The following is a 22,964-nucleotide window of genomic DNA, read 5'->3' as shown; positions in this document are numbered from 1 at the left end:
CGCCTTGTACCCCCTATGTTCCAGTCATAGTTTACGATTTATGAAATTTTCATAGGAAGCTTTAAGGAAGGAAAAGCGCGTTTTATAGCTGCAAGCCATAACAGGCACAAAAAAAGAGGGCTCAAAAGCCCTCTTGCAATCTTACAAAAATATAAGCCGAATAATGACTTAAACGTCGATAACCTTGCCATCTTGCAAAGTCACACGCCGATCCATCCGGCGTGCCAATTCATGATTATGCGTAGCGATCAAAGCGGACAAACCAGACTGACGCACAAGGGCTTCCAATGCCTCAAACACATAAGAAGACGTGTGCGGATCAAGGTTACCGGTTGGCTCATCTGCAAGCAGAACAAGCGGCGCATTGGCCACGGCACGGGCAATTGCCACACGCTGCTGCTCACCACCTGATAATTCAGCCGGACGGTGCGATGCGCGCTTACCCACTTTCATATAATCAAGTAGCTGCTGCGCACGGCTTGCCGCAGCTGCCTTTGGCAAACCACGGATCAATTGCGGCATCATCACATTTTCAAGTGCTGAGAATTCCGGCAGCAAATGATGAAACTGGTAAACAAAACCAATATCATTGCGGCGAATGGCTGTACGCTCTCCCTCGCCCAGCTCAGAGCATGAGCGGCCATTGAGAAACACATCGCCATGATCTGGGCGCTCCAGCAAGCCTGCTGTGTGCAAAAGCGTGGATTTACCTGCGCCGGATGGTGCCACAAGTGCCACCATCTCGCCGCGCTTCAGTGTAAATTCCGCATCCTTCAGAATGACCAATTCGCGGTCAATTTCTTTATAGGCACGGCTGACACCCGAAAGGCGTAAAATCGGTTCCGCAGCCATTATTCGTACCTCAGAGCTTCAACAGGATCGAGCTTGGCAGCGCGCCATGCCGGAAGAATGGTTGCAACAAAAGACAAAACCAGAGCCATAATAATCACTGTGAGTGTTTCACCCAGATCCATTTTGGCCGGTAGCTGGCTCAGGAAATAAAGTTCAGGGCTGAACAAAGTGGTGCCTGACAACCATGAGAAAAACTGGCGGATCGATTCCACATTAAGTGTAATCACTACTCCCAACACCACGCCTGCCAATGTGCCGGTAAAACCGATAGCAGCGCCCGTCATCAGGAAAATACGCATCACGGAACCACGCGTGGCACCCATAGTACGCAAAATAGCAATATCGCGCCCTTTATCCTTCACCAGCATGATGAGACCGGAAATAATATTCAAGGCCGCCACAAGAACAATCAGGGTCAGGATCATGAACATCACATTGCGCTCAACCTGAAGGGCTGAAAAGAATGTCTGATTGCGCTGGCGCCAGTCGGTCAACAGCAACTGTCTGGCGGCCACTTCTTCAACCGGTGCCTTTAACTCGTCCACCTTGTCGGGATTATCGACAAAGATTTCCAGCGATTGCACACGGCCCTCCTGATTGAAGAAAAGCTGTGCTTCATTCAATGGCATTAAGACAATCGAGGCATCATATTCCGACATGCCGATTTCAAAAATCGCAGCAATGTCATAGGATTTTACCCGCGGGTTCACACCAAAAGGTGTCACATCCCCATCAGGCGAAATAACTTTGAGACTATCGCCAATGGTCAACCCGAGATTTTGCGCCATACGCGTACCGATAGCCACACTGCTGCTACCATCAAAGCCTTCCAATGTGCCCTGACGGATATTTTCAGCAACCAGTTCCAGCTTATCAATATCTTCCTCACGAAGACCGCGCACCAAAGCGCCGGTTCCGGCACCGACATTACCCTGCACCAGTGCCTGACCTTCCACCACAGGAATGGCAAAGTTCACGCCCTTGATCTCATCGACACGCTTGATCAGATCGGCATAATCTTCCAATGGCTGGTCGATCGGCTGCATGATCAGATGGCCGTTAATACCCAGAATACGGGTCAGCAATTCACTGCGGAAACCATTCATCACCGCCATAACGATGATGAGGGTTGCCACGCCCAGCATGATGCCGGTGAAGGAAAAACCGGCAATCACTGAGATAAAAGTTTCGCGGCGGCGCGCTCGCAAATAGCGCCAAGCGATCATGCGTTCAAACACCGAAAACGGTTTTGACTCCAGATTTGATGCTTTATTTTCGACGCGTTTGGCAGGTGCTGCCGCCGTTTTTGTCATTATTGACCTACCAGGAAATTAATCGCTGCTTCAACGGAAAGGGTCTGTCTTTCGCCGGTTGCACGGGTTTTAATTTCGACTTCGCCATTGGCAACACTGCGCGGACCTGCAATCACCTGATAAGGTAGACCGATCAGATCCATGGTTGCAAATTTAACACCCGCACGCTCGTCGCGGTCATCCAGCAACGGATCAAGACCAGCATTGATCAAGGATTCGTAAATCTGCGAAGACACATCATCACAAGCTTCATCACCCGGCTTCATGTTGACAATGCCAACATCAAACGGCGCGATAGCCTTAGGCCAGATAATACCGTCATCATCATGCGATGCTTCAATAGTTGCAGCCACAACGCGTGATGGGCCAATGCCGTAAGAACCCATCGAAACCAGATGTTCTTTACCATCAGGGCCTTGAACCTTAGCGCCCATTGGCTCGGAATATTTGGTGCCGAAATGGAAGATATGACCAACTTCAATACCGCGTGCAGCAACCTGATTGGCGGTATCTACCTTTGCCCAGTCGGCTTCATCATGCATTTCTTCAGTGGCAGCATAAGGTGCAGTCCACTTGTCAACGATGGCAGCCATGGCTGCATCATCAAAGAAATTGATGTCGGCACCCGGCACTTCCAGATCAAGATAAGCGCGATCACAGAAAACCTGACTTTCGCCGGTTTCAGCCAGAATGATGAATTCATGGCTGAGATCACCACCGATTGGACCCGTATCAGCGCGCATCGGCACAACCTGCACACCGATGCGGGAGAAAGTGCGCAAATAGGAAACGAACATACGATAATAAGCCGCTTTCGCGCCTTCATAATCGATGTCGAAAGAATAAGCATCTTTCATCAGGAATTCGCGTGAGCGCATCACACCAAAACGAGGGCGCACTTCATCGCGAAACTTCCACTGGATGTGGTAAAGGTTAAGCGGCAGATCTTTATAAGAACGCACATATGAGCGGAAAATATCGGTGACCATTTCTTCATTGGTCGGGCCAAACAGCATTTCGCGGTCTGAGCGGTCTTTGATGCGTAGCATTTCTTTGCCGTAAGCGTCATAACGGCCGCTTTCACGCCAAAGATCAGCAGACTGAATCGTCGGCATCAAAATTTCATTACCACCGGCGCGGTTCTGCTCTTCGCGGATAATCGCATTAACTTTGTTAAGGACTTTCAAACCCAGAGGCAGCCAGGCATAGATGCCGGCAGACTGCTGGCGGATCATACCAGCGCGCAGCATCAAACGGTGCGAGACGATTTCCGCCTCTTTAGGTGTTTCCTTAAGAATGGGCAAAAAGAACTGCGAAAGACGCATCAAAACCACCAATCAAAGAATAGCCTGTTCGGCAAAGAATCAGGCAAAAAACTATATAAAGCTCATAATTTCATAGCCACATCTGCGGATAATGGGAACCCGGACAGCGTGGTTTGTTATCATTGTTGCACTTTGAAAAAGCTATAAATTCAATTCGGCACCAAATCATGGCGAAGAGCAGAGCTTGACCAAATATTTCCGTAACATTTTTGTGGCCACCTGTCTTGTCACCACAACAAAAAATCACGACACCGACCAGACCTTTAAAGTCCGGCCAATGCCGTGATTTCATATCAGCACTTAAAGTGCAAACGCCCTAATCAGGCGTTTTTGTTTTTCAAACGCAGCAAATCCGGTGGCGTTGCTTCATGAACCAGCGACGCAACAGCCTCATCAAGGCTCATAGACGACTGGTCGCGTGAACCAAGACGTCGGATATTGACCGTGCGTTCTTCTGCTTCGCGATTACCGCAAACCAAAATGACCGGAACCTTCTGCAGTGAGTGTTCACGAACCTTATAGTTGATCTTCTCATTGCGAAGATCGGTTGTGACCTGCAAACCGGCAGCTTTCAGCGTTGCAGCCACATCACGCGCATAATCATCTGCGTCAGATGTAATGGTTGCGACAACCACCTGAATTGGCGCGAACCACAAAGGCATATGACCGGCAAAGTTTTCAATCAGAATACCAAGGAAACGCTCCATCGAGCCGCAGATTGCGCGGTGGATCATCACCGGCTGCTTCTTCTCGGAATCATTGCCGATATAGAAAGCACCGAAACGCTCAGGCAAGTTGAAGTCTACCTGTGTTGTCCCGCACTGCCATTCACGGCCAATCGCATCACGCAGCGTATATTCGAATTTAGGACCGTAGAACGCGCCCTCACCTTCAAAGATCGATGTTTTGATTTCCGGAGACTGGATTTTGATTGTTTCCAGAACTTCCATCATCACGCCTTCTGCGCGATCCCAAAGCTCATCCGAACCCACACGCTTTTCAGGGCGCGTCGACAATTTGATTGTGATGCCTTCAAAACCGAAGTCTTTATAGACAGACAAGATCAGATCGTTGATGCGAAGACATTCTGCGGCCAATTGTTCATCGGTACAGAACACATGCGCATCATCCTGCGTAAAGCCGCGCACACGCATCAAACCATGCAGAGCGCCTGATGGCTCATAGCGATGCACATTCCCAAATTCGGCCAGACGGATCGGCAGATCGCGGTAAGATTTCAAACCATGTTTGAAAATCTGCACGTGACCCGGACAGTTCATCGGCTTCAGTGCAAAGACGCGGTCATCATCCGTATCATCACCGGCAACAGTTACCTTGAACATGTTGTCACGATACCAGCCCCAGTGACCTGATGTTTCCCAAAGGGATTTATCAAGCACCTGCGGCGCGTTGACTTCCTGATAGCCATGGGTATCCAGACGGCGGCGCATATAGCTGACCAATGTCTGGAACATGCGCCAGCCTTTGGAATGCCAGAACACAACGCCTGGACCTTCTTCCTGAAAATGGAACAGATCCATTTCACGACCCAGACGACGGTGGTCACGCTTTTCAGCCTCTTCCAGCATCGTCAGATAGGCTTGCAGGTCTTTGTCACTGGCAAAGGCTGTGCCGTAAATACGCGTCAGCATCGGATTATTGCTGTCACCGCGCCAATAAGCACCGGCCACTTTCATCAGTTTGAAAGCAGTTCCAACCTGACCGGTGGACGCCATATGCGGGCCACGGCAAAGGTCAAACCAGTCTTCACCCTGATAATAAATATTAAGGTTCTGATCTTCCGGAATAGCGTCGATCAGCTCAACCTTATAGCTTTCACCCTTATCGGCAAAAACTTGCTTGGCTTTATCGCGTGACCAGACCTGCTTGCTGAACGCTTTATTGCGACCGATAATTTCGCGCATCTTCTTTTCAATCACCGGCAGATCATCCGGTGTAAAAGGTTCGTTGCGCGCAAAGTCGTAATAAAAACCGTTTTCGATCACAGGGCCGATGGTAACCTGTGTACCCGGAAACAGTTCTTGCACAGCTTCTGCGAGGATATGAGCGCAATCATGCCGAATAAGCTCAAGCGCGCGCGGGTCTTCGCGGGTCAGAATTTCCACATCAGCGGACGCGCCCAGTGGATCACTCAGATCACGAATGGTGCCATCCATGACATAGGCCACAGCTTTTTTCGCCAGTGATTTGGAGATTGATTCTGCCAGCTCCGCGCCGGTCATGGCACTGTCATATTCACGAACAGAACCATCAGGGAATTTTAACGAAACAACATTCGACATAATTTTGTCCTTATCCAGTCCCGCCAACGATTGCGGGTGGTTGTCTTCATTGAATTGGTTATTCTTCGCTGTAATGAAGGGTTTATTTAAGAAAACCCGATTTTTTTACAGTCTGCACAAGCTCATAAATCTTTTTGCAGCCAAGGTAAAGCTTTCAAGCCGCATCACGCTTTGGTTTTGCGGGCAATGAGCCAATAACGCCACGGTTTATACCAACTATAGCCCTCCGGCATCACTTGCGGCACCGGATCAAAACCATCAGTGCCAAAGGGGCCACAGCGCATCACGCGAAAAAGCCCCATCCAGCCACCGCTCCACAAACCATAACGAGCAATGGCCTCATAGGTATATTCTGAACAAGTCGGCAGATGGCGGCATGAATTGCCGATAAAGCCGGATAATGTCAGCTGATAAAGCCGCACAAAACCGGTGCCGAACAAGCGCCCCGGTGTTTTCTGCCATGCACCATTGAAATTCCGCCCCAGATAGGGCTTGCGCTCTGCCTTGGTTTTGGGCGCATGATCATCACCGCAGCCGCACATCAGCCAGCCTGCTCAATCTGCGTCAAACAATCTACCACCGCATCAAACACTAAGAGTGTCGAGGCATGGCGCGCCCGATACTCTCGCACCGGCGCAAAATACTTAAAATCATCGAAGCGATCTTGTGGTGCTTCGCCATTATTTTTCAGCATTTCATACATGCACTCACGTAAAGCCTTCAGCTCTTGCGGTGTCGCACCAATAATTGTGCGTGCCATCACCGAAGCCGTCGCCTGCCCTAAAGCACAGGCCTTCACATCCTGCCCGAAATTGCTGACAATTCCATCTGTCACATCAAGATCAACAATAATTGTCGAGCCGCATAATTTGGAATGTGCTTTGGCTGTCGCCTGCGGCTGTTCCAGACGCTCCGTCTTGGAAATACTACCGGCAAATTCCAAAATCCGCTGATTATAAAGGTCGTCAATCATTGCTTACTCTGTCTCGCAAACCCGATCAGGCACAGATCATAAAGCTATGCCTTTTTAAATGCTGTTTCCATACTATATAATGAGCGGATAAAACTTGTGCCAGCGATTAAGCTGGCACACGAGAATTATCGTGCAATTTTCAAGCATCTCAGCTAATAACTGCCATGCTTGCAATAGCACGAAGAAAACAGCCGCTCTCACTATAATGAGAGACAAAAATCCTTCCAATACACACTTGGCTCTGTGTCAGGTTTAATTTGTATTGCCGTTCAACTCGTCTCCTCTAAGCCACAGGCCACGAAGGAGACTACGGGAGATACTTAAAATGGATAATCCACGCGATAACACACTTAACAGTGACGTGATGGCAGCTGTGCAGCGCCCGTCACAGGAAGAAGCAGAAGCAGCTGTGCGCACCCTCTTGCGCTGGGCAGGAGAAAATCCTGACCGTGAAGGCCTGCTCGACACTCCAAAACGCGTGGCCAAATCCTACAAAGAGCTTTTTGCCGGCTATGAAGAAAATCCGGAAGATATTCTTGGCACTACTTTTGAAGAAGTCGGCGGTTATGACGATCTGGTGCTGGTGAAAGACATCAACTTCCATTCCCATTGTGAGCACCATATGGTGCCGATCATTGGCAAGGCTCATGTAGCCTATCTGCCGGATGGCGAAGTGGTCGGCCTGTCTAAAATTGCCCGCACGGTCGAGGTTTTTGCCCGCCGTCTGCAAACTCAGGAAAACATCACCGCTCAGATCGCTAACTCCATCCAGACAATTTTAAAACCGCGCGGTGTCGCTGTTTTGTTGGAGGCGGAACATATGTGCATGGCCATGCGCGGCATCCGCAAGCAAGGCTCCAGCACCATTACCACCACATTTACCGGTGAGTTCCGCGACAATGTCAACGAACAGGTTCGTTTCATGAGCCTGATCCGCGCATCCTGATTGCTAAGATAAAGAGAACCTCATGAGCGTTGAATTTCAACCCCAAAGCAGCTGCTCGAAACATGACATTGAAGAAGGTGCTGCATTTGCACCGCGTTTCGATAGTAATGGCCTCATTACCGCTGTAGTCTGTGATGCGCGCGACAACAGCATTTTGATGGTCGCGCATATGAATGCGCAAGCCTTGAGCCTGACGCTGGAAACAGGCATTGCGCATTATTGGTCACGCTCGCGTCAGCAATTATGGAAAAAGGGCGAAACATCTGGCAATTTGCAAAAGGTCATATCGCTTACCACTGATTGTGATCAGGATGCGCTCTGTCTGCATGTGGAAGTCGCAGGCAACGGCCCTACCTGCCACACGGAAAGGCGCTCCTGCTTTTACAGGCAAGTCAGCCTGATTGACGGCAAAGCCCGTTTAACAATCAAATCAGAATGATTTTTAAAGACCTCACCTCATCGGCGGGGTCTTTTTTCTTTAAAAGTCAGATTCTTAGATTCGGACAAACATAATCGATTCACCCAAAAATCAACCTGACAGTGTCTCACCTCAACGCATCACAACCTATAAAGCACCATCTGTGGAAAACCGATGTTTTTTGTCAGATATAAAGCACTGATTGCAAACCCTGCAAATGCTGGCTTTTTAAGGCGCTGAAACACAAAAAGCGTAATTGCAGCAATGTTTTACAAAAATAATTGCAATAATTTTATTATAGGGCTTGTGCAGTCATAAGTGATTTGCTAAATCGCCCTCACCGAAGCAGTTCGGTTTCTACCACACAGTGCGGTCGTGGCGGAATTGGTAGACGCGCAGCGTTGAGGTCGCTGTGGGGCAACCCGTGGAAGTTCGAGTCTTCTCGACCGCACCATTCTCTCCTTCCAAGGATTGAGAAAAAGCAATCAAAACAATAAGTTAAATTAAATTTTCTTTTTAAGCCGCCCATCAATATGCGGCTTAAAATCACCTTTGATTTGATTGAGGAATTTTAATTAAGTCCCTCACCTTTTCATCTGCAATACCTAATAATATTACATATCAATCCAGTTTTGATCGATATTTTCCTGCCAGCCCAGTTCATGCAACAATGGCGTATCGCTTTCAAATTCCGGCCAGCCGATGCAAAGATAAAAACTGAAGCGCCAGCTTTCAGGCGCTTCAAAAAGCTGTTCCATGGCACCCGGATTTAAAATCGACACCATCCCCACACCAAGCCCATGAGCGCGCGCCACCAGATTAAGGTTTTGAACCGCCATAGCCGTGCTTTGCTCCAAAGTTGAAGCCAAAGTTTGCCGCCCTAAGCCGTGGCCTTGTGTCGGGTCGGTATCCGTAAAAATCGCCAATTGTACCGGTGCAGTCTGAATTGCTTCCAGTTTAAGCTTTTCATATTGCGCCAGACGCTCAGGCTCATAAATTCCGGCTGCCTTCTGACTTGATTGCTGAAAATTTTCGTAAACAGCTCTGCGCCTTGCAGATGATTGCACCATAAATATACGCCATGGCCGTGAATTGCCAACAGAAGGCGCAAGCTGAACGGCACGTTGCAACTGCGCTATTAAATGCGCTGGCACTGCATCCTGCTTGAAATGCCGGACATCACGCCGCCAACGCATAATATCAATCAAAACCTGCTGGTCAGCATCTGAAAATTGCATCAATAAAAACCATAATCAATTCAGTGGTTGAGCGTTGATCATAACGCCACTCATCTTCTAAAATAATCCCTATCCCGCCCTCTTAGTCAGAGCAACAGCCTTAAGATTCACTTTAAAATTATACCATTGCAAGAGTTCTATATTCGTTCTAAATTTAGCAAAGCATCATTGGCCGGAGTAAGGCGTAATGTCCAGACCACCTTATGGTCGTAAATCGCCTACCCGCACACATCGACAACAACTGAAATCAAAACGTCGCCGCCCGCTCATTCTTGACACGCTTTTTGCTATGCTCATTTTAAGCGGCATAGCTTTTCTTGTCAGCCGTATTCCGCAAACAACTGATTCAACACAACAGTGGACAGGCATTGCCACCACCATTGATGGCGACACAATCATTCTGCAACAACAGCGCCTTCGCCTGAAAGGCATTGATGCGCCGGAGATGAAGCAGACCTGCCGGATTGATAATCAAGAGCAAGCTTGCGGGGTCAGCGCCAAACAAGCACTTCAGCAAAAAACAGCGCGCCAGATCATTTACTGCACCAGCACTGCACGCGATAAATATAAACGGTTTTTGGCAAACTGCTATCTTGGCCAAACCGATCTCAATCAATGGCTCGTCGAAGAAGGCCACGCAGTCTCCTATTATGATTATCCTGCGCAAGAACATGAAGCACGCGCCAATAAGCGCGGCATCTGGGCTGGTGAATTTGAGCTCCCGCAAGAATGGCGCAAACGAAATACAACGCAGGAAAATGACGAAGCAGATGAAACCTATTTCGATTTCAAAGGTTTAATTCTCGTAATCCAACAAATCTATCAGAGATTATTCAACAGCGATGGAACTGATGAATAAACAAACCCAGCAGCAATTGATCACAACTCTATCGCATGAGATTGCGCAATGCCGCCTCTGCCATGACAATCCACGCTATCCGCCAGCCATGGCGATGCCACCACGTCCTGTATGCACAATTTCCGCCACTGCCCCCATTGCTATTTGCGGTCAGGCTCCAGGCATGCGTGTCTATAATACAGGCATTCCGTTCAACGACCCCTCCGGCGACCGCTTGCGCCAATGGTTGAATGTTACCCGTGAGAGTTTTTACAGTCCTGACCATTTTGCCATCATACCGATGGGATTTTGTTTTCCCGGCTATGATAAAAATGGTGGCGATCTGCCACCGCGCCGCGAATGTAAAGAAGTCTGGCATGACCGTATCTTTCCGCTGATGCCGCAGATCAAACTCGTCATTGTTATCGGTCAATATGCGCAAAACTATCATTTAGGCAAAAGACGTCATAAATCACTGACCGAAACAGTTCTGCATTGGCGGGACTTCTTTGAAGCGCCGGACGGAAACGGACGCCGCATCCTGCCAATCCCTCATCCGTCATGGCGCAATAGCGGCTGGCTGAAACGCAATCCGTGGTTTGAGCGGGACTTATTACCCGAATTGCAAAAGCTCACGGCTGAACTTTTGCCAAATCCAGATTAAAGTTCTACATATATAGCGAATAGTAGAATTTATTTGCTGTTCTTTTTGCCTTATGCTCTCCATAAGAGTATCAAGTTTCAAAGAAACTGCACAAATGATAATATGGGTTTCGTTTAAGGGAAATTGAGCGCATGGACAGGCTTGACAGAAAAATTCTTCGTTTGCTGCAAGAAGATGCAACCCTTGCGGTTGCAGATGTTGCTAAAAAGGTCGGGCTGTCCACCACCCCTTGCTGGCGCCGTATCCAGAAGTTAGAAGAAGACGGCATCATCAAACGGCGCGTTGCGATCCTTGATCCGGCTAAAATCAATGCCCGTGTGACTGTGTTTGTTTCCATTCGCACCAATTCGCACAGCAATGAATGGCTGAAGCGCTTTTCAGAAGTGGTGCAGGAATTTCCGGAAGTGATCGAATTTTACCGCATGAGCGGCGATATTGATTACCTCTTGCGCGTCGCTGTGCCGGATATTGCTGCCTATGACGCTTTCTATAAGCGCCTCATCAACCGCATCGAAATCCGCGATGTCTCCTCTTCCTTCGCGATGGAGCAGATCAAATACACCACCGAGCTACCGCTTGATTATATGGTTCTCGATAAAGAAAACTCCTGATCAGATCATTAAAAAAACCGGCTGAAATATCAGCCGGTTTTTTTCATTTTAATTAGGAAATTACTATTAATTTGAACTTGTTACGCCAGCTTGTTCAAATGTTGCCATACCTGCATGGCTAAGAGCAGCAGCTTTCACAATACCGGCAGCCAAAGCAGCACCGGTGCCTTCACCAAGGCGCATTTCCATTTCCAGCAATGGTTTTTTGCCCAATTTTTCAAGCATACGGCGATGACCCGGCTCGGCAGAAACATGACCGAACATGCAGTGATCAATCGCTGAAGCGTCAAGCGCATGCAAAATTGCAGCGGCAGAGCTTGCGACAAAACCATCAATGATAACCGGAATTTTTTCCATGCGTGCAGCCAGAATAGCGCCGGCCATTGCCGCAATTTCACGACCACCCAAGCGACGCAGCACTTCCAGCGGATCTTTCAAATGATCCTGATGCAGCGCAATGGCCTTATTGATGGCGGCCAGTTTGCGATCCATCAGCTCACCGGTTGAACCCGTGCCGGGACCTGCCCAATCTTCAGCCGTTCCGCCATAAAGGGCGCAGGCAATCGCCGCTGCAATGGTTGTATTGCCAATGCCCATTTCACCAACGCACAAAAGATCGGTGCCGCCAGCAATCGATTCCATGCCGAAAGCCATGGTTGCGGCACAGCTGCGCTCATCCATGGCTGCATCCACAGTGATGTCAGCTGTTGGATATTCCAGCGCCAGATCGAAAACCTTGAGCCCCAGATCATATGCAATGCAAATCTGGTTGATAGCAGCGCCACCGGCAGCAAAGTTTTCCACCATCTGCGCGGTGACACTTGCCGGATAAGGGGTGATATTTTGCGCAGTCACACCGTGATTACCGGCAAAAACCGCTACCAATGGACGTGTAACCTGCGGTTTGCCCAAACCGCTCCATCTTGCAAGCCACTCCACCAGCTCTTCCATACGACCCAGCGAACCGGCAGGCTTGGTAAGTTGTGCTTCGCGCGCTTTAACCTGCGCAACCGCATCTTCATTAGGCCCCGGCAGGTTACGGATCAGCTCACGAAAATCATCAAAAGGCAGGCCGCTTGTGCTCATAATCTTTCAGTCCAGTCGCTCTTGGGAAATAAACAGGATGGATGTAATTTTATTGTTGATCTCCTATAAGCCTTTGAAGCCGATTTTCAAACGGCCTATAGAGGTAAAGTGACTATTCGTCCTGAAAATGACCGGAGAAGCTGCGTGACAAAAACAACGATCAGCCGTTCTATCGTCCATACACTCGGCTTTTTAAGCCGCCTGCCATTGCCGGCGCATTGGTATGGCGGATCGGACGAATCATTGCAGGATCACGCTTACGCTTTTCCGCTTGCCGGTGCTGTGCTGGGCGCAATCGGTGCTTTGAGCTTAATCATTGCCAGCCAGCTGGGCTTACCGCCAATGGGCGCGGCACTCATCACTTTTTTAACCTTGGCCTTCATCACTGGTGCTTTGCATGAAGATGGCTTAGGCGACACAGCAGATGGTTTCTTTGGCGGCTCAACACAGACGCGCCGGCTGGAAATCATGAAAGATTCCCATATCGGCACTTTTGCCGCCATTACGCTTATCGGCACGATTGGGCTTAAAACCATCTTCTTGGCAACGATCATTGAAAAATCAGGGGCGCAATCGGCAGCTCTGGCAATCATCGCCATTGAAGCAGCCAGTCGCGCAGCCATGATGAGCCTCTGGTATAAACTTCCATCCGCACGCTCCGGCGGTTTATCGGACAAGATTGGCGCCCCCTCGCTGGAGGCCACTCAAACAGCCCTCATTATCGGGGTCGGAATCTTGGGCATAGGCTTCACCATAATTGCCAGTGTCGCGACATTTCTCTTTGCTTTGCTGGTGGCGATCCTCAGCCTTTGGGGCTTTGCCCATTTAAGCCTTGCCAAAATTGGCGGACAAACCGGCGATGTACTTGGCGCTGCCCAACAAATAACCGTCCTATCGCTATTATTGGCACTTGTTATTAGCCTGTGAAATGCGCATCTTTTTAATATGGAAACAATGCACACAAATCAGGAGCAAACCATTTCATCGCCCCCGTCGCCATGCGTGTTGGTTTGCAATATGGATATTCACACAGGCCTGTGTCTGGGATGCGCCCGCACATTGGACGAAATTGCACGCTGGTCAACAATGAGTGCAGCCCATAAAGAAGAAGTACTGGCGCTCTTACCGGCACGCCACAGACAGTTACAGGCAAAAGATATCTGATGGGTCGTTTACTCTGGATTATTATCGCAGCTATTGCAGTGGTCACATTGCTGCTTGTTTCCAATCATGAAAGCGGCATGACCGCAGGCTATGATAATGATGCTTTTGCTCGTGCTGCCTATATGGGCATTTGGGGCATTGTACTTGCTGCCGGCTTGCTTGGTTCCGGCATCAGTCTTGTCGATTCCGTACGGCAATTGATGATCTGGGCGGTGATCATTCTGGCACTGGTCGCCGGTTATCAATATCGCTATGAATTGCAGGATATCGGCAGTCGCGTCACGGCAGGGCTTATTCCGGCAAGCGCTATTTCCAGCTTGTCCGATGATGGCACTTTGACCGTAACTTTAACAAAATCCTCAGGCGGGCATTTTGAAGTTAACGGCAAGGTAAACGGAAAATATGTGCATTTTCTGATAGATACAGGCGCATCTTCAATCGTTTTATCATATGAAGATGCACAAAAAACCGGCATTAACACCGACAACCTCAATTTCACCGCGCCCATTATGACCGCCAATGGCACATCAAAAGCCGCACATGCGCGCCTTGATACATTACAAATCGGCGATATCAAACGCGAGAATGTGCATGCGCTTGTCACCCAGCCCGACATGATGCGCGGCAGCTTGCTTGGCATGAGTTTTTTAGAAACCTTGCATGGTTTCAATGTGCGTGGCGACAGGCTTATTCTGCTGGATTAAGAGCGCCCAGCCCGCACTCATACGCCTCGGCCTCTTCACGTGCCTCAACAATCACCTGATAGGCGGCGCGCAGCACGTCGCTGGTCGCACCGGCCTTTGGCGCTTCAACAGATAATATCTGGCGGAAACGACGCGCACTCGGCTGTCCGGCAAAAAGCCCGACCATATGACGTGTGACCTGATTGAGCTTACCGCCTGACGCGATATGCCTGTCGCAATAGTTACACATTGCATCAATGAGTTCTGCATCGCTTACCGGCTCATGCGCATCGCCATAAAGCAGTGCATCAGCTTCTCTCAGCAAAAGCGGATTGTGATAGGCCGCACGACCAATCATCACCCCGTCAACTGCTTGCAGATGCTCCAAGCCTTCCTGCAAATTATTGATGCCGCCATTAATGCCGATAAACTGCGCACCATATTGCTGTTTCAAGCGATAGACGCGATCATAATCCAAAGGCGGAATATCACGGTTTTCTTTTGGTGACAGGCCTTGCAACCAGGCTTTGCGCGCATGCACCCACAAAGCATCCACGCCCTCACCGATTGTCAACCGCGCCAGCTCGCCAAGTGCTGTTTCCGTATCCTGCTCATCCACACCAATGCGGCATTTGACCGTCACAGGAATAGAAACTGCCTGTTTCATCGCCGCGACGCAAGCTGCGACAACACCCGGTGTTTGCATCAGGCAAGCGCCAAATGTGCCGGACTGTACACGATCAGACGGGCAACCCACATTGAGATTAATCTCGTCATAGCCAAAATCCGCACCGATTTTGGCAGCTTCCGCCAGCTTTTTCGGATCAGAACCACCAAGCTGCAAAGCAACCGGATGCTGTGTGTCATCAAAGCCCAGCAAAAACTCACGACGCCCGTGAATAGCGGCATCAGCCACTACCATTTCAGTATAAAGCAATGTGTTTTTAGTCAGGATGCGATGAAAAAAACGACAATGTCTGTCAGTCCAATCGAGCATCGGCGCGATCGACAGACGTGGCCAGTTTTGCGGCCAGTTCTGCGATGCTGATGCTGATTGAGCCTGATATAATTGCGCTATTGACGACACAGTTTTCTCCGGCAGTCTGGCCTGCATATAGATTATAACAACAAAAATAACTGCCCGCTCATACACATTATAAGCGGGCAGCAAAAGCAATAAAATTTAAGCGCTGTTTTACAACCGCATTATCCGAACGCAAAAGGCTAAAGCTTTAAGCGGATTTAAATCACACGCGAACCTTCGCGCCAAACCGTGCGGATAATCGGAATATTATCCACCAGCTTGACCCGCACCAGATCGGCACGTTTGCCAAGTTTAATCTCGCCGCGATCAGTCAAACCAACCTTTTGCGCTGGGTTATAGCTGATCATGCGCATGGCTTCCGGCAAAGATACACTCGGCACATCAAGGGTCAGATGAAACGCCGATTGCATCAGGCTTGAAGGAATATAATCGGATGAAATAATATCCAGATTGCCGGTGCTGGCCAAATCCCGTGCAGCAACATTGCCGGAATGTGAACCACCGCGCACAATATTCGGCGCGCCCATCAACACAGACAGGCCAGCCTTTTTCGATGCTTCGGCAGCCACCTGAGTGGTCGGGAATTCCGCAATACGAATACCCTGCTCCACCGCTTCTTCCACATGAGCAAGCGTTGCATCATCATGGCTTGCCAAAATAATATTGCGCTCATGGCAGAGTGCTGAAAGCGCTTTACGGTTTTTATCCGAATTACGCTTAGAATCATCCATCCGCTTATTGCAATAACGGCGAAATTCCTCTTCGCTCGTTTTCAGCTTACGCATGTAATAGACCTTATAAGTCTCCACATCCATAAATTGACGTTGACCGGGGGCATGATCCATCAGCGAGGCAAGGCGCACCAGCGGCTCATTGTCGAAATAATGAAACGCATCCAAGCAATCATCAGCTGATACTTCGCAGCGCAAATGCAAAAAATGGTCTGCGCGCAAACGCTCGTCCTGCACGCCTTGCTTAATCGCTTGCGCCAGTTTGCGCATATCCGCGATGCCGATTTCTGTTTCCGCATCAAGCCCGACGCGCAACGCATCAAAAACCGTGGTAATACCTGAAGATGCAATCTGCGCATCATGCGCCTGTACGGCAGCAATCGGGTTCCAGCGCACTTTCGGGCGCGGCGCATAATGGCCTTCCAGATGGTCGGTATGAAGCTCCACCAGCCCGGGCGTGATATAATCCCCCACCATATCTTCACCAACAGCACTGCCATTGCTGGAAATATCCGTAATCACCCCATTTCGAAACTGTACAGCTCCCGACACAATTTCATCAGCCAATATAAGCCGGGCATTTTTTAATACAGTTTCCGTCATCCTATCCAATCCTGCTCAATAACCAACCATTGCCTTTAGCTTATCTCTGACCTGCTAAAGGCGCCGAAACCTTCACTTTTGCCAATGGATGCAAAGAATGCACTTCAAATGGCGCGCCCGGCTCCGGTTCGACAAACAAAGCCAGATTATTAATCTCAACACTATCGGTTAAAACCGGTGCGAAGAAATGATCTAAAATACCGGCAATTTTTGGCCTGTCCTGCTCTTCGATTTTATCCGTCAGCGTCATATGAAACCGGAATTCGTCGAATACGTAAGGATAGCCCCATTGTTGCAGATTGCGCAACTGAGCAGGTGCAAGTGATTGCGGGTTTCTGCGGGCAAAATCCTCATCACTTAAAGGTGCACGAAACTTGTCCAATGCTGTCACAGTGTCATTGGCCAGCTGTTGCAAGGCCGGAACCGGTTCTTTCAGCATCAAAGCAAAACAAGAGCCGAGCGCTGTAATCTTCAACCGCGGCAATGTGACCGGCGCAAGCGAGGAGGCGAAATGCATCAATGCGCGCAGTAAATCATCTTCCTTGTAATCAGGTGCCAGATAAAACGGTGCTTTTATGGTCGCATGAAAACCATAACGCCGCGCGGACATCGTCATCTTATCCAGCTCTTCAACCGACAGGCCACTGATCGCGGGACGACGCACCGCCTCGCCTGTAAAAGCATTTCGCCCCAGCCAATTATTGGCAATTTTCAGCAAAGCATCCGTGGAGGAAGGCGTAAAATAAATAGCGTAGCGCATAATGATTCCTTTTCTAAAGGATGCCTTTACATATTAAATAAGACAGGCTGACGAAGGTGACAGCAGTGTAATAATCGCTTATAGGCTTATCCAAAATTATAATCGGGAAAACTACATATACAAAAGGGTAGTATTATGCACGGCTTTGCCTCTGTCGGTGAATGTATGATCGAACTTTCCGGCCAAAACGACACGCAATGGCATATGGGATTTGCCGGCGACACGTTAAACACGGCCTGGTATGTTCGCGCATTGACGCAACCTGATTTTGCTGTCGATTATATTACCGCCTTTGGCGATGATGCTTTTTCCAACCAGCAAATGGCTTTTCTCAATGAAAACGGCATTGCCACCAATAAAAGCCCGATCATCAAAGGTGCCCGCCCCGGCCTCTATGCCATCACACTGACCGGAGCCGAGCGTTCTTTCACCTATTGGCGTAATGATTCTGCTGCCCGTCGTCTGGCTGAAAATCCTGCCCATCTGCTGGAAAGCCTGAAAACACGGAAAATGATCTATTTTTCCGGCATCACCTTGGCCATTATTTTGCCTGAACACCGCCAGTCCTTCCTTGAGGTCATCAAACAATGCCGCGCTGAGGGTGCGCAAATTGCTTTTGATCCTAATTTCCGTCCCGCCCTGTGGCCGGATCATAATCTTGCCCGTGAATTAATCACGCAAGCAATGCGTAGCAGTGATATTGCTCTGCCGACATTGCCGGATGAACAGGCACTTTTCGGCGATGCGGATGGTCAGGCTTGCGCTGCGCGCCTCACAGGTCTTGGTGTTAAGGAAATCATTGTTAAAGACGGCACCGATCCGGCAATTGTGCAGTTTGAGGGCAAACAGGTGCTGGTGCCATCCGTCAAAGCCAATGCCATTGATACAACAGGCGCGGGTGACAGCTTTAATGGTGGCTATCTGGCAGCCCGTTTGAAAGGTGCCACAGCAGAGGAAGCCGCAGCACAAGCGCATCAGGTGGCAGCCCGCGTTGTGGAATGTCGTGGCGCACTGATGCCAATGCAGACAGCTCACGATTTATTTATGAGATAAACGCCTAAAGCGCCTCACTTTTGCATCTTTGTTCAATTTATATTTGTCTAAAGATCAAATTCACGCGAAAAAGGACATAATTTATTAGAATTTGCTTCAAATTCGCTAAACAGCAATTATATAGGTCGCATCCTGAAGCCTATGTAGCGGTTTTCAGATAGATGAAATGCGCAAGCCATGAAGAGAGCATTTTTAATGTCTCAACAGACACTATAAATGCTCTGAGCATGAACTGCGCTATAATGAACATAGTTAAACCGGATTATACCCAACCGTATGATCCGGTGCGTATTGAGGCTTTCCCTATTTTGAGAAAAGCGCTACATACGCGTTAAATGTTTGCATATTGCGAACGAAAATTCGTAAAGCCGGAAGGCAAAAGCCTAAAAAGGAAACAGATCTTGTCCTCAACTTTTGACAAAGTCGCAGATATTATTGCCGAAACCAGTGAAATCGATCGCGATACGATCACTCCAGAAAGCCATACGATTGACGATCTGGGCATCGACAGCCTCGATTTCCTTGATATCGTTTTCGCAATCGACAAAGCATTCGGCATCAAGATTCCGCTTGAACAGTGGACTCAGGAAGTAAACGAAGGCAAAGCGCCGACCGAAGAATATTTTGTGCTGAAAAACCTCTGCGCAAAAATCGACGAACTGGTTGCTGCTAAGGCTTAATTGCCTGAAGCCTACGTTTAAACGCCTTATCAGCCGTGGAGATCATACGAAGCCACCATGCAAAGCAATAAAGTTCTCATAACCGGAATTGGCATCATTTCCTCCCTTGGTGAAGGTCTTGAAGCGCATTGGAATGCTTTCAGCTCAACCGATACAAAGCCGCAGTTGGAAACAACTGAATTTGCGCCATATGTGGTGCACAAGCTTGGTGAAGTTGACTGGAATTGCCAAATTCCAAAGCGCAGCGATCAGCGTCAGATGGAAACATGGCAGAGGCTCGGCACTTATGCTGCCGGTCTTGCGCTGGAAGATGCCGGTATCAAGGATAATGAGAACCTTTGCGCGACCATGGATATGGTGGTCGGTGCTGGTGGCGGCGAACGTGATATTTCCGTTGACACTCAAATTTTGGACGAAGGCCGCGTGAATGAAAACCGCGGTCTGATGCTCAATGACAAATTGTCAACGGAATTACGGCCAACCTTATTTCTGGCGCAGCTTTCCAATCTGCTCGCCGGAAATATTTCTATCGTTCACAAAGTAACCGGTTCTTCCCGCACCTTTATGGGGGAAGAAGGCTCCGGTATTTCGGCGATTGAAACCGCTGCTGCACGCATCCGCTCTGGTCAGAGCACCCATGCGCTGGTGGGCGGCTCTTACAATGCCGAACATTTCGACATGATTCTCGGCCATGAACTTGGCGGCCTGCTCAAACATGATGGCTGGGCACCGGTCTGGTCGCGTGAAGGTTCTGCAGGCGGCGGCATGATTTCCGGCTCCGGCGGCGTCTTCCTCGTGCTTGAAAGCGAAGCCCATGCCAAAGCGCGTGATGCACGCGCCTATGCCGAAATTGCAGAAGTGTTAACCTCACAAATTCAGCGCGCTGACAGCGATCTGCAAGAAGTGATCAGCGATATGCTGGCGCGTGCAGGCAGTGCCGATGTCACCATTTCCGGTGTATCAGGTGCGCATCAGGCAACTGCGGCTGAAAAAGCAGCCCTTGAAGCTGCAAAAATCAATCATCAGGATGTCACCAGCCTGACCGGCCATTTGCGCGAAGCACAGTTCCCGTTGACTGTTGCCTTGGCTGCATTGAGCGTCTGGAAGGGTAAAGCTCTGGCAGATCAGACAGACATTGCCTCTGCCCTTGCTACTACAATCGGCGCTTCACGCGCTGAAGGCATTGCCAAACTGGTTAAAGCATAAGGAAGAGGATGATGACAAAATATCTCGATCACCTCGGTCGTCCTCTGGTCGCAATCACCGGTGCCGGTGTTGTTTCATCCCTTGGTCAGGGCAAACAGGATAACTGGAATGCGCTGACAAGCGGCAAATCCGGCATCCATGCGATCAATCGTTTTCCAACCGATAATCTCAAAACCCGTTTTGCCGGTACGGTCGATTTTCTGACCGAGAGCGAAGTGGGCGCATCGGCTCTTTCACAAGCGCTTGCACGCCTTGCCGGTGAAGAAGCCATTGCACAGTCCGGTCTTTCTGTCTCAAATTTTGGCGGCCCAATGTTTTTGGCTGCGCCACCGGTTGAACTGGACTGGAAAAGCCGCTTTGCCCTTGATGCAAGCGTAAAAGACAAAGGGCCTGCCAGCTATCAATTGCTGCTGGAGGCTTGCCGCAATCAGCGTCAGCAGGAATTCTTCAACACCACCCAATTTGGCTATATTGCCGAGCAGCTGGCCAATCATTTTGGCACACGCGGCCTGCCGGTCACCCTGTCCACCGCTTGCGCATCCGGTGCCACAGCTATTCAGCTTGGTGCAGAAGCTATTCGCCGCGGCGAAAGCGACCGTGTTTTGGCAATCGGTACTGATGGTTCGGTTTCCGCAGAAGCGCTCATCCGCTTCTCGCTGCTTTCCGCCCTTTCCACCCATAATGATGCTCCTGAAAAAGCCTCCCGTCCGTTTTCCAAAGACCGTGACGGCTTTGCAATGGCTGAAGGCTCCGGCGCATTGGTCATGGAATCGCTGGAATCAGCACTTGCACGCGGTGCAAAAGTGCTTGGTCTTCTGGCTGGTTGCGGCGAAAAAGCCGATGATTTCCACCGCACCCGCTCCAAGCCTGACGCCTCACCGGCAATCGGCACTGTAAGCGGTGCATTGGCAGATGCCGGCCTGACCATTGATCAGATTTCTTACATCAATGCCCACGGCACTTCGACACCTGAAAATGACAAGATGGAATATCTGGCGCTTTCAACCGTGTTTGGTGACAGAATGGAAAATATTCCTGTTTCATCCAACAAGTCGATGATCGGTCACGCGCTGACAGCTGCTGGTGCAATTGAAGCCGTCTTCTCATTATTGACGATCCAGACCGGCACTTTGCCGCCAACCATCAACTATGACAATCCTGACCCGTCCATTCCGCTGGATGTGGTGCCGAATGTGAAACGCGAAAGCAAAGTCACTTCTGTGCTTTCCAACTCGTTTGGTTTTGGTGGCCAGAATACCAGTCTTATTTTGACAGCCGCACCAAAGTAAAATCCGGCTGTCATTGACCGTAATTTAAATAAAATCCCGGTAAGCAGATGCTTTCCGGGATTAAACTTTCAAATATCTTGCCCATAAAAGCATAAAGACTTGGGGCAAAAAACTATTTTGGGACAATTAAAGCCCAAGGTTAGAGGATAATTTCATGCGCGCTTTGCAGCTTCTTGATGATCGTCGTCTTGAGATCACCGATATGGCCCCTCCACCCCCGCCAGCTGCGGGTGAAGTCACCGTCAACATCAAAGCCGTTGCGCTTAACCATATCGACGTTTGGGGCTGGCGCGGCATGGCATTTGCCAAGCGTAAGATGCCGCTCGTAATCGGCGCAGAAGCTTCCGGCGTTGTATCAGCTATCGGCCCCGGCGTTGCAGGTTTGCTGCCAGGTCAGCTCGTTTCCATTTATGGCGCACGCACATGCGGCCTTTGTAAAGCTTGCCGCGAAGGCCGCGACAATCTTTGCGAACATGTCTCCGGCGTTCATGGTTTCCATCTTGATGGTTTTGCCTGTGAAGCAGTAAACTTGCCAGCCCGCCTTCTCATCCCTGCACCTCCGGGTGTTGATGCCATTGGTGCAGCTGTTGCCCCTGTTACCTTTGGCACCGTTGAGCATATGCTTTTTGACAATGCCAAATTGCAGCCGGGTGAATCCATTCTCATTCAGGCCGGTGGTTCGGGTATCGGTACTGCCGCTATTCAGCTGGCTAAAAAAATGGGCTGCACCGTTTACACCACTGTTGGCTCCAACGACAAAATCGAAAAAGCCAAGGCACTTGGTGCCGATCACGTCATCAACTACCGCGAAGACCGCTTTGAAGGCGTCATGCGTAAGCTGACCAAGAAAAAAGGCGTCGACGTGGTGTTTGAACATGTGGGCGCAGACACTTGGGCAGGCTCGATGCTCAGCCTCAAGCGCGGCGGTCGTCTGGTTACTTGCGGCTCCACCTCCGGTGTATCAACAAGCATGAATCTGATGATGCTGTTCCAGCAGCAGCTGAAGCTTCTCGGCTCATTTGGTTGCCGTATGGAAAACATGGCCGATGCCATGCAAAAAATGGCACAGGGCATTGTATCACCAGTGATTGATACCGTTGTTGGTTTTGATGAAATCGACACCGCGCTCAAGCGCATGGAAGGCCGCGACGTATTCGGCAAGATTATCCTGACTATTGAGTAA

At 49.6% G+C, this 22,964-nt stretch carries 24 protein-coding genes and 1 tRNA gene; 14 read left to right on the top strand and 11 right to left on the bottom strand.

The genetic code is table 11. From position 1 onward, the window contains the following. Window positions 1-168: 168 nt before the first annotated feature. The 6 genes from ABDZ76_RS09235 to ABDZ76_RS09210 form a co-directional block, all read right to left on the bottom strand. Window positions 169-852, bottom strand: a complete 684-nt coding sequence (locus ABDZ76_RS09235; RefSeq protein ID WP_343804583.1) for an ABC transporter ATP-binding protein — start codon at window positions 850-852, stop codon at window positions 169-171. Beyond that, entirely contained in the window at window positions 852-2,165 is a 1,314-nt protein-coding gene (locus tag ABDZ76_RS09230; protein WP_343804582.1) for a lipoprotein-releasing ABC transporter permease subunit, read from the bottom strand. The genes ABDZ76_RS09235 and ABDZ76_RS09230 overlap by 1 nt, the downstream gene beginning before the upstream one ends. Next, a complete protein-coding gene (gene proS, locus ABDZ76_RS09225; protein ID WP_343804580.1) occupies window positions 2,165-3,490 on the bottom strand; it encodes a proline--tRNA ligase in 1,326 nt (441 codons plus the stop codon). The genes ABDZ76_RS09230 and proS overlap by 1 nt, the downstream gene beginning before the upstream one ends. 320 nt (window positions 3,491-3,810) lie before the next feature. Beyond that, complete coding sequence (thrS, locus tag ABDZ76_RS09220; protein WP_343804578.1) at window positions 3,811-5,793, bottom strand: threonine--tRNA ligase; 1,983 nt, start codon at window positions 5,791-5,793, stop codon at window positions 3,811-3,813. Between the two features lie 164 nt (window positions 5,794-5,957). Further along, the gene (gene yidD, locus ABDZ76_RS09215) at window positions 5,958-6,335 is read right to left on the bottom strand and encodes a membrane protein insertion efficiency factor YidD (protein WP_343804576.1); all 378 of its coding nucleotides are present in this window, start codon (window positions 6,333-6,335) and stop codon (window positions 5,958-5,960) included. Beyond that, the gene (locus tag ABDZ76_RS09210) at window positions 6,335-6,766 is read right to left on the bottom strand and encodes an iron-sulfur cluster assembly scaffold protein (RefSeq protein WP_343804574.1); all 432 of its coding nucleotides are present in this window, start codon (window positions 6,764-6,766) and stop codon (window positions 6,335-6,337) included. The genes yidD and ABDZ76_RS09210 overlap by 1 nt, the downstream gene beginning before the upstream one ends. A 364-nt stretch (window positions 6,767-7,130) precedes the next feature. On the opposite strand from ABDZ76_RS09210, the gene folE reads away from it, so the two are divergent. The 3 genes from folE to ABDZ76_RS09195 all read left to right on the top strand — a co-directional run bounded on the left by folE (window position 7,131) and on the right by ABDZ76_RS09195 (window position 8,584). Next, complete coding sequence (gene folE / locus ABDZ76_RS09205) at window positions 7,131-7,712, top strand: GTP cyclohydrolase I FolE (protein ID WP_374844615.1); 582 nt, start codon at window positions 7,131-7,133, stop codon at window positions 7,710-7,712. Window positions 7,713-7,734: 22 nt separating this feature from the next. Next, window positions 7,735-8,151, top strand: coding sequence for a phosphoribosyl-AMP cyclohydrolase (gene hisI, locus ABDZ76_RS09200; RefSeq protein WP_343804570.1), 417 nt, complete (start codon window positions 7,735-7,737; stop codon window positions 8,149-8,151). A gap of 348 nt (window positions 8,152-8,499) precedes the next feature. Further along, window positions 8,500-8,584, top strand: a tRNA-Leu gene (locus tag ABDZ76_RS09195). Between the two features lie 160 nt (window positions 8,585-8,744). Here the strand turns inward: ABDZ76_RS09195 and bluB are convergent. Continuing rightward, window positions 8,745-9,368, bottom strand: coding sequence for a 5,6-dimethylbenzimidazole synthase (bluB, locus tag ABDZ76_RS09190; protein ID WP_343804568.1), 624 nt, complete (start codon window positions 9,366-9,368; stop codon window positions 8,745-8,747). Window positions 9,369-9,555: 187 nt separating this feature from the next. Here bluB and ABDZ76_RS09185 point away from each other — a divergent pair, with 187 nt between their 5' ends. From ABDZ76_RS09185 to ABDZ76_RS09175, 3 genes are all read left to right on the top strand, one after another. Continuing rightward, window positions 9,556-10,227, top strand: coding sequence for a thermonuclease family protein (locus ABDZ76_RS09185; protein ID WP_343804566.1), 672 nt, complete (start codon window positions 9,556-9,558; stop codon window positions 10,225-10,227). Further along, window positions 10,211-10,870, top strand: coding sequence for a uracil-DNA glycosylase family protein (locus tag ABDZ76_RS09180; protein WP_374844606.1), 660 nt, complete (start codon window positions 10,211-10,213; stop codon window positions 10,868-10,870). Before ABDZ76_RS09185 ends, ABDZ76_RS09180 begins: the two co-directional genes overlap by 17 nt. A 131-nt stretch (window positions 10,871-11,001) precedes the next feature. Continuing rightward, complete coding sequence (locus tag ABDZ76_RS09175) at window positions 11,002-11,481, top strand: Lrp/AsnC family transcriptional regulator (RefSeq protein ID WP_343804562.1); 480 nt, start codon at window positions 11,002-11,004, stop codon at window positions 11,479-11,481. A 66-nt stretch (window positions 11,482-11,547) separates the two neighbouring features. Here the strand turns inward: ABDZ76_RS09175 and cobT are convergent, their stop codons facing one another. Beyond that, on the bottom strand, window positions 11,548-12,567 hold the full coding sequence (cobT, locus tag ABDZ76_RS09170) for a nicotinate-nucleotide--dimethylbenzimidazole phosphoribosyltransferase (protein WP_343804560.1): 1,020 nt from the start codon (window positions 12,565-12,567) through the stop codon (window positions 11,548-11,550). 144 nt (window positions 12,568-12,711) lie between these two features. On the opposite strand from cobT, the gene cobS reads away from it, so the two are divergent. The 3 genes from cobS to ABDZ76_RS09155 are packed head-to-tail and all read left to right on the top strand — an operon-like array spanning window position 12,712 to window position 14,435. Further along, on the top strand, window positions 12,712-13,494 hold the full coding sequence (gene cobS / locus ABDZ76_RS09165; RefSeq protein WP_343804558.1) for an adenosylcobinamide-GDP ribazoletransferase: 783 nt from the start codon (window positions 12,712-12,714) through the stop codon (window positions 13,492-13,494). Between the two features lie 27 nt (window positions 13,495-13,521). Beyond that, the gene (locus ABDZ76_RS09160; RefSeq protein WP_343804556.1) at window positions 13,522-13,731 is read left to right on the top strand and encodes a DUF1289 domain-containing protein; all 210 of its coding nucleotides are present in this window, start codon (window positions 13,522-13,524) and stop codon (window positions 13,729-13,731) included. After that, window positions 13,731-14,435 (top strand): TIGR02281 family clan AA aspartic protease, encoded by a 705-nt coding sequence (locus ABDZ76_RS09155; protein WP_343804554.1) that lies wholly within the window; start codon window positions 13,731-13,733, stop codon window positions 14,433-14,435. Before ABDZ76_RS09160 ends, ABDZ76_RS09155 begins: the two co-directional genes overlap by 1 nt. Here ABDZ76_RS09155 and dusA read toward each other — a convergent pair. From dusA to ABDZ76_RS09140, 3 genes are all read right to left on the bottom strand, one after another. Beyond that, entirely contained in the window at window positions 14,419-15,492 is a 1,074-nt protein-coding gene (gene dusA / locus ABDZ76_RS09150) for a tRNA dihydrouridine(20/20a) synthase DusA (protein WP_343804768.1), read from the bottom strand. The two genes, ABDZ76_RS09155 and dusA, sit on opposite strands and share 17 nt — an antisense overlap. Window positions 15,493-15,656: 164 nt before the next feature. Beyond that, window positions 15,657-16,793 (bottom strand): alpha-D-ribose 1-methylphosphonate 5-triphosphate diphosphatase, encoded by a 1,137-nt coding sequence (locus tag ABDZ76_RS09145; protein ID WP_343804552.1) that lies wholly within the window; start codon window positions 16,791-16,793, stop codon window positions 15,657-15,659. 40 nt (window positions 16,794-16,833) lie between these two features. Further along, window positions 16,834-17,553 carry a DUF1045 domain-containing protein gene (locus tag ABDZ76_RS09140; RefSeq protein ID WP_343804550.1) on the bottom strand — a complete coding sequence of 240 codons (720 nt, stop codon included), beginning with the start codon at window positions 17,551-17,553 and terminating at the stop codon, window positions 16,834-16,836. 135 nt (window positions 17,554-17,688) lie between these two features. On the opposite strand from ABDZ76_RS09140, the gene ABDZ76_RS09135 reads away from it, so the two are divergent. The 5 genes from ABDZ76_RS09135 (at window position 17,689) to ABDZ76_RS09115 (ending at window position 22,964) form a co-directional block, all read left to right on the top strand. Next, window positions 17,689-18,606 (top strand): sugar kinase, encoded by a 918-nt coding sequence (locus ABDZ76_RS09135; protein WP_343804548.1) that lies wholly within the window; start codon window positions 17,689-17,691, stop codon window positions 18,604-18,606. 401 nt (window positions 18,607-19,007) lie between these two features. Continuing rightward, a complete protein-coding gene (locus ABDZ76_RS09130; RefSeq protein WP_184218268.1) occupies window positions 19,008-19,286 on the top strand; it encodes an acyl carrier protein in 279 nt (92 codons plus the stop codon). A gap of 57 nt (window positions 19,287-19,343) precedes the next feature. Continuing rightward, window positions 19,344-20,492: a beta-ketoacyl-ACP synthase gene (locus ABDZ76_RS09125; protein WP_343804545.1), complete on the top strand. Its 1,149-nt coding sequence runs from the start codon at window positions 19,344-19,346 to the stop codon at window positions 20,490-20,492. A gap of 11 nt (window positions 20,493-20,503) precedes the next feature. After that, window positions 20,504-21,781 carry a beta-ketoacyl-ACP synthase gene (locus ABDZ76_RS09120; RefSeq protein WP_343804766.1) on the top strand — a complete coding sequence of 426 codons (1,278 nt, stop codon included), beginning with the start codon at window positions 20,504-20,506 and terminating at the stop codon, window positions 21,779-21,781. 154 nt (window positions 21,782-21,935) lie between these two features. Then, a complete protein-coding gene (locus tag ABDZ76_RS09115) occupies window positions 21,936-22,964 on the top strand; it encodes a zinc-binding dehydrogenase (protein WP_343804543.1) in 1,029 nt (342 codons plus the stop codon).

This window comes from Paenochrobactrum glaciei (genome assembly GCF_039522165.1).
GTDB classification, from domain to species: Bacteria; Pseudomonadota; Alphaproteobacteria; order Rhizobiales; family Rhizobiaceae; genus Paenochrobactrum; species Paenochrobactrum glaciei.
Note: the sequence above shows the minus strand (reverse complement) of the source record. Positions and strands in the feature narration are given on the sequence as shown.

What these genes read in the sequence shown, in the direction of transcription:
- ABDZ76_RS09235 (WP_343804583.1), bottom strand. Translation starts at nt 852, where the DNA reads ATGGCTGCGGAACCGATTTTACGCCTTTCGGGTGTCAGCCGTGCCTAT.
- ABDZ76_RS09230 (WP_343804582.1), bottom strand. Translation starts at nt 2,165, where the DNA reads ATGACAAAAACGGCGGCAGCACCTGCCAAACGCGTCGAAAATAAAGCA.
- proS (WP_343804580.1), bottom strand. Translation starts at nt 3,490, where the DNA reads ATGCGTCTTTCGCAGTTCTTTTTGCCCATTCTTAAGGAAACACCTAAA.
- thrS (WP_343804578.1), bottom strand. Translation starts at nt 5,793, where the DNA reads ATGTCGAATGTTGTTTCGTTAAAATTCCCTGATGGTTCTGTTCGTGAA.
- yidD (WP_343804576.1), bottom strand. Translation starts at nt 6,335, where the DNA reads ATGTGCGGCTGCGGTGATGATCATGCGCCCAAAACCAAGGCAGAGCGC.
- ABDZ76_RS09210 (WP_343804574.1), bottom strand. Translation starts at nt 6,766, where the DNA reads ATGATTGACGACCTTTATAATCAGCGGATTTTGGAATTTGCCGGTAGT.
- folE (WP_374844615.1), top strand. Translation starts at nt 7,131, where the DNA reads ATGGCAGCTGTGCAGCGCCCGTCACAGGAAGAAGCAGAAGCAGCTGTG.
- hisI (WP_343804570.1), top strand. Translation starts at nt 7,735, where the DNA reads ATGAGCGTTGAATTTCAACCCCAAAGCAGCTGCTCGAAACATGACATT.
- bluB (WP_343804568.1), bottom strand. Translation starts at nt 9,368, where the DNA reads ATGCAATTTTCAGATGCTGACCAGCAGGTTTTGATTGATATTATGCGT.
- ABDZ76_RS09185 (WP_343804566.1), top strand. Translation starts at nt 9,556, where the DNA reads ATGTCCAGACCACCTTATGGTCGTAAATCGCCTACCCGCACACATCGA.
- ABDZ76_RS09180 (WP_374844606.1), top strand. Translation starts at nt 10,211, where the DNA reads ATGGAACTGATGAATAAACAAACCCAGCAGCAATTGATCACAACTCTA.
- ABDZ76_RS09175 (WP_343804562.1), top strand. Translation starts at nt 11,002, where the DNA reads ATGGACAGGCTTGACAGAAAAATTCTTCGTTTGCTGCAAGAAGATGCA.
- cobT (WP_343804560.1), bottom strand. Translation starts at nt 12,567, where the DNA reads ATGAGCACAAGCGGCCTGCCTTTTGATGATTTTCGTGAGCTGATCCGT.
- ABDZ76_RS09160 (WP_343804556.1), top strand. Translation starts at nt 13,522, where the DNA reads ATGCACACAAATCAGGAGCAAACCATTTCATCGCCCCCGTCGCCATGC.
- ABDZ76_RS09155 (WP_343804554.1), top strand. Translation starts at nt 13,731, where the DNA reads ATGGGTCGTTTACTCTGGATTATTATCGCAGCTATTGCAGTGGTCACA.
- ABDZ76_RS09145 (WP_343804552.1), bottom strand. Translation starts at nt 16,793, where the DNA reads ATGACGGAAACTGTATTAAAAAATGCCCGGCTTATATTGGCTGATGAA.
- ABDZ76_RS09140 (WP_343804550.1), bottom strand. Translation starts at nt 17,553, where the DNA reads ATGCGCTACGCTATTTATTTTACGCCTTCCTCCACGGATGCTTTGCTG.
- ABDZ76_RS09135 (WP_343804548.1), top strand. Translation starts at nt 17,689, where the DNA reads ATGCACGGCTTTGCCTCTGTCGGTGAATGTATGATCGAACTTTCCGGC.
- ABDZ76_RS09125 (WP_343804545.1), top strand. Translation starts at nt 19,344, where the DNA reads ATGCAAAGCAATAAAGTTCTCATAACCGGAATTGGCATCATTTCCTCC.
- ABDZ76_RS09120 (WP_343804766.1), top strand. Translation starts at nt 20,504, where the DNA reads ATGACAAAATATCTCGATCACCTCGGTCGTCCTCTGGTCGCAATCACC.
- ABDZ76_RS09115 (WP_343804543.1), top strand. Translation starts at nt 21,936, where the DNA reads ATGCGCGCTTTGCAGCTTCTTGATGATCGTCGTCTTGAGATCACCGAT.